At 43.3% G+C, this 5,608-nt stretch carries 6 protein-coding genes; all 6 read left to right on the forward strand.

Going from position 1 to position 5,608, the window contains the following annotated elements; all coding sequences use genetic code 11:
• Positions 1-341: hypothetical protein (locus tag QZ735_RS09475; protein ID WP_294247359.1), on the forward strand; the 341-nt coding region annotated here is incomplete at its 5' end.
• Between the two features lie 20 nt (positions 342-361).
• Complete coding sequence (locus QZ735_RS09480) at positions 362-1,039, forward strand: DUF2807 domain-containing protein (protein ID WP_294247370.1); 678 nt, start codon at positions 362-364, stop codon at positions 1,037-1,039.
• 6 nt (positions 1,040-1,045) lie between these two features.
• Positions 1,046-1,654 (forward strand): hypothetical protein, encoded by a 609-nt coding sequence (locus QZ735_RS09485; RefSeq protein WP_294247361.1) that lies wholly within the window; start codon positions 1,046-1,048, stop codon positions 1,652-1,654.
• Between the two features lie 93 nt (positions 1,655-1,747).
• Positions 1,748-3,463, forward strand: a complete 1,716-nt coding sequence (locus QZ735_RS09490) for a phospho-sugar mutase (protein ID WP_294247363.1) — start codon at positions 1,748-1,750, stop codon at positions 3,461-3,463.
• Positions 3,464-3,576: 113 nt separating this feature from the next.
• Positions 3,577-4,830, forward strand: coding sequence for an aminotransferase class I/II-fold pyridoxal phosphate-dependent enzyme (locus QZ735_RS09495; RefSeq protein ID WP_294247364.1), 1,254 nt, complete (start codon positions 3,577-3,579; stop codon positions 4,828-4,830).
• An 80-nt stretch (positions 4,831-4,910) separates the two neighbouring features.
• The coding region (gene kdsB, locus QZ735_RS09500; protein ID WP_294247367.1) for a 3-deoxy-manno-octulosonate cytidylyltransferase at positions 4,911-5,608 on the forward strand (698 nt) is incomplete at its 3' end.

Here is a 5,608-nt window from a genome sequence, read left to right on the forward strand (position 1 = left end):
TCCTGATTCCGGTTTTCTCATGTATGCCTCACCGGCTGCAGGGATCATGGGGATTCATCGGACATCGTCAGGGAAGCTCGTATACAATCGATTCTTTGACCGGAATGAAGTATAATACGGAATCTCCTGATGGTATCTTAACCTTTAATCCGGACCATACCTTTGTTTCAATGAACCTGAAAGGCTTTTACCTGAGAAAGGGAAACCAAGTAATGATGAAATATGAGCATGACCGGGATACCGTCATTCTGAAGGTATCCTGTCCTGATAAAAATTATCTGCTGTTGTCTTCGGCAGCAGCACAACCGGTCACCTGGTTTTATAAAAGAATAAAAAAGTGAAAAAAGGAATCTCTTTTCTGATGCTTATGGCATTGGCTTCCTGCGGAAAAGTTTCACCCGAAGGAAATATCGAACGGAAGGATATCGACGTTCCGGAATTTGTAAATCTGGATCTGGATGGAAAATTCAGGGTATTTTATGCCCGCGGGACAAAAAATTTCGTGGAAATTGAAACCTATCCGAATGTTGCGGGCAACCTGGATGTGGACGTAGACGATAAAACCCTTTCGATCAGGGAAAAACGCGGTACAAAGGGCGTTGATTTTTATAATGTGACGGTTTATTCAAAATATAACCTGGAAAAAATCTCCCTTTCGGATTCTGTGGAAATGAATATTTCAAGCGAAATTAAGACGGATAATTTCAGGCTTAATTTAAAAAATTACGCTACTTTTATGGGATCGGTGAATACCAGAAGGGCGGAAGTGGAAATGCTGAACAAAAGCAGGGCAAATTTTGTGGGCCGGACCAGGGACGCAGTCATTAAAATCTCTGACACGGCCAGCCTGATCGCTCCTTACTGGAAGATTGAAAACCTGAAAATCGATTCGAAAAACGGGAATTATGCGGAAGTAAACGTACAGGATTCCCTCAAGGGGCATGTTCAGAATACGGCAAAATTTGTATATTACAATGATCCCATCCGGGCATTTAAAATAGATAAGGAAACGAAGGTGCAGAATAAGAAACTGGAGTAACAAAAATTGAAAGGGAAAAGATATACAGCAGGTAGCATTACAAGCTTGAACGGGATAGAGCATGTAAGACTTCGTCCTGCTCTATATTTTGAAGATTGTTTCAAGGAGAACAACTTAAATTCTCTTTTAATCGGAGCTTTGTGTCATGCTATCGACGAATATTTTGATAATCACTGCAGTGAGATAATCATGAGTGCCCAATCCCATTCAATGTATGTAAAATATGATGCAGGAATATCTCTGGAAGAATCTTACGATCTTACCAAAGCCGAATGTATCATGACAAAAATCGGAGCATGCAGCAACGAAAAAAAACATCTTGAGGTTGGCGATGAATTTTGTCGGGTCGGAATGGCAGTTATCAATGCTGTTTCAGACCGATGCGAACTAAAAACCGTTTCGAATAAAAAAGCCGGACATTTTATTTTTGAATGTGGAAAGACGGTTTTTAAGGAAATTTCAGAAACTGATTCATCTGAAGGATTCACAGCCATTAACTTCGATATCGACAGGGGGATTTTCGGCGATTCTACTTTTGATCGGAATGACATTCAGTTAAAAATCATTGAGTTAGAAAAAAGATTGCCGCCTTTAAGAATTGGACTTTTAAATTAAATAAAAACAAATAAGGCTTGAGGGGTTTGTTGGAAAACTTTAATCTTCACCAACACCCATCATCCAGCAAAATAAACTGTACAAAATACAAATATGACAACATTAGAAAAAGCAAGACTCTGGTTGCACGAATCATTTGATGAAGAAACAAGAAACGCCGTTCAGCTCCTGATCGAAGGCAATTCGCCGGATCTGGAAGACTCCTTTTACCGTGAACTTGAATTCGGAACGGGGGGAATGAGAGGAATCATGGGCGTTGGAACCAACCGTTTGAACAAATATACTCTGGGACAGGCTACCCAGGGCCTGGCCAATTATATGCTGAGGCAGTTTCCGAACGAGGAAATAAAGGTAGCCATTGCTTATGACGTGCGAAACAATTCACGGGAATTCGGAAAGCTTGTGGCTGACGTTTTTACCGCCAACGGAATCAAAGTGCTTCTGTTCAAAGACCACAGGCCGACTCCGGAACTGTCTTTTACCGTTCGTGACAAGCAGTGCCATGGCGGAATCGTGCTGACCGCTTCCCACAACCCGCCTGAGTACAACGGATATAAAGTATACTGGAACGACGGCGCCCAGATTGTGCCGCCGCATGACGAAGCTATTATTGCCGAGGTCCTGTCCGTAAAATTCAATGAAATCAGATTCACCGGAAATGACGACCTGATCGAATGGATCGGAGAGGAGCAGGACGATGTCTATATCGATGCCTGTATTGAAAACTCTACCTATCAGGATGTAGGGAAGGAAAACCTGAACATCGTATTCACCTCCATTCACGGCACGACTTATACCACAGTACCTAAAGCGTTGAAAAAGGCCGGCTTCAAAAAGATCGACCTGGTAACGGAACAGATGATCCCAAGCGGGAACTTCCCGACTGTTAACTCACCCAACCCGGAAGAACCTGCTGCACTGGAGATGGCGCTGGACCTTGCCAGGATCACCAATGCGGATATCGTGATCGGAACTGATCCGGACGGTGACAGGCTGGGGATTGCCGTAAGGAACCTGGACGGGGAAATGCAGCTGCTGAACGGGAACCAGTGCAACACCATTCTTACGTATTATATCCTGAACGAATGGAGAAAACAGGAAAGAATCACCGGAAAGGAATTCATCGGATCCACCATCGTTACTTCAGATATTTTCTTTGATATTGCCCAGAAATTCGGGGTACAGTGTAAAGCCGGGCTTACAGGATTCAAATGGATCGGTAAAATGATCCGCGATACGGAAGGCTCTGAAAAATTTGTCTGTGGCGGCGAGGAAAGTTTCGGATTCATGACCGGCGATTTTGTAAGAGATAAGGATTCCTGCGGCAGTATTGTGCTGGCCTGTGAAATTGCTGCCTGGTGTAAAGCCAACGGAAGAACCATGTACCAGTACCTGATCGAGATCTATCAGGAAACCGGAATGTATTATGAAGGGCTGGTTAACCTGGTAAGAAAAGGAAAAGACGGGGCAGAGGAAATCCAGAACATGATGAAAGATTTCCGTGAAAACCCGCCGAAGCAGCTGGCCGGATCTTCCGTAGAGCAGGTAAAGGATTTTAATGAACAGACCCTTTTCATCGCATCTAAAAATGAAAAACAGGTAATGAACGACATTCCGAAGTCGAATGTGCTGATCTATTATACCGAGGACGGAACCAAAGTATGCATCCGGCCTTCCGGAACGGAACCTAAAATCAAGTTCTATATCTCCGTAAAAGATGCCATTACTTCCGAAGCCGATTTCAGAAAAAAGCTGGAATCCCTGGATGAGAAAATCCAGCAGGTAAAAAGAGATTTGCAGTTGATGTAATTGTAAAATATAATAATGTATGAATATACCAATGTACCAATGTACCAATGTGCTGCTATTGATTATATTCATACATTATAAAAACTACTAGTAAATAATTAAATAAAAGTAAAGTGAAAGTTTCTAAATTAGCGGCGAACCTTATTGGTTCTGAAATTGTAAAAATTGGCAATGAAGTAAATGATTTAAAAGCGAAAGGAGCGGAGATTGCCAATCTTACCATTGGTGATTTAAATTCCAATATTTATCCTATTCCTGCCCAGCTGAAGGAGGAAATTCAAAAAGCGTATCAGAATAACCTGACGAATTATCCGCCGGCTAACGGACTTTTGTCTTTAAGAAAAGAAGTTTCCAAAGATTTAAAAACAAGATGGAACCTTGATTATTCTCCAAACGACATTCTCATTACCGCAGGTTCAAGACCCCTGATCTATGCAGTTTACAAAACAATTGTAGATGAAGGAGATAAAGTAGTGTACCCGATCCCGTCCTGGAATAACAACCACTATGCATACCTTACCTCTGCCGATGCCGTTGAGGTTAAAACCACCCCTGAAAATAATTTTCTTCCTACGGCAGACGACCTGAGACCGCATTTGTCAGGTGCTGTGCTTGTCGCCTTGTGTTCGCCACTGAACCCTACGGGAACCATGTTTACAAAAGAGCAGCTTTCAGAGATCTGTGAACTCATTCTGGAAGAAAATAAAAAGAGGAGCGAAGACGAAAAACCGTTGTACCTGATGTATGATCAGATCTATTCCAACCTCACTTTTGGGGCGGAACACGTAGATCCGGTGTCCCTTTTTCCTGAAATGAAAGAATACACGGTCTATATCGACGGTATTTCCAAATGCCTCGCCGCTACCGGTGTCCGTGTAGGCTGGGGATTCGGGCCTGCCCATATCATGGACAAAATGAAAGCGCTGCTTACCCACGTAGGAGCCTGGGCACCGAAGCCTGAACAGGAAGCAACAGCAAAATATTACGAAAATCCGGAGGAGGTAAATGCTTTCGTTGAAGACTTTAAAGGGAAACTGGAAGAATCCCTTAAAGTACTGCACCAGGGAATCCAGGATCTGAAAGGAAAAGGTCTTGCCGCAGACAGTATCGAACCGATGGGCGCCCTGTACCTGACCATCAAGCTGGATTATATCGGTAAAACGAAACCGGACGGTTCTGTTATTGCTGATTCTTCAGACCTGGTATTCTATCTGATTAATGAAGCTGGTGTTGCGCTGGTTCCTTTCTCTGCTTTCGGGGAAGAAAAATCCGAGCCTTGGTTCAGAGCTTCCGTAGGCGGCCTTGCGACTGAGGAAATCTCAGCCATGATGCCAAAACTGGAGAATGCCTTAAGCGCACTAAAATAATATTTATTATGTACCCGTTTAGCAGTGTAACAGTTTACCAATTGTTACACTGCTAAATTTTTAAATTGTTACACTGGAATATGAAGATCATCGCTGTAATTCCCGCCCGTTATCAGGCGAGCAGGTTCCCTGCCAAGCTGATGCAGATGCTGGGTGAAAAAACCGTCATCACGACAACTTATCAGAATGTCGTGGAAACCGGGCTTTTTGAGGAAGTCTTTGTGGCTACGGATTCGGAAATCATTTTCGACGAAATCACAAGCAATGGTGGTAAAGCAGTCATGACCGGCCGGCATGAAACGGGAAGCGACAGGATTGCAGAGGCCGTACAGCGTATAGACTGCGATATCGTGATCAATGTACAGGGCGATGAGCCTTTTTTAAAGCTGGAACCTTTACAGCAGCTCATTGAAGTCTTCCGGAATGATGAAAACCAGGAAATTTCATTGGCTTCCCTGAAAATAAAACTTCACGAAAAGGAAGAGATCGAAAACCCGAATAATGTAAAGGTGATCACCGACAACAGCGGTTTCGCACTGTATTTCAGCCGTTCCGTTATCCCTTTTCACCGGGAGATTTCCTACGATGTGGAGTACTTTAAGCACATCGGCGTTTATGCTTTCAGGAAACATGCCCTGATCCAGTTTTCAAAGCTGGAAATGAAGCCCCTGGAGATCTCAGAAAAAATTGAATGCATCCGCTATCTGGAATATGGGATGAAAATAAAAATGATTGAAACCCATTTCGTAGGCGTCGGAATCGATACGCCTGAAGACCT

The organism is uncultured Chryseobacterium sp. (assembly GCF_913776365.1).
In the GTDB taxonomy this organism is placed as follows: Bacteria; Bacteroidota; Bacteroidia; order Flavobacteriales; family Weeksellaceae; genus Chryseobacterium.

What these genes read in the sequence shown, in the direction of transcription:
- QZ735_RS09480 (WP_294247370.1), top strand. Translation starts at nt 362, where the DNA reads ATGCTTATGGCATTGGCTTCCTGCGGAAAAGTTTCACCCGAAGGAAAT.
- QZ735_RS09490 (WP_294247363.1), top strand. Translation starts at nt 1,748, where the DNA reads ATGACAACATTAGAAAAAGCAAGACTCTGGTTGCACGAATCATTTGAT.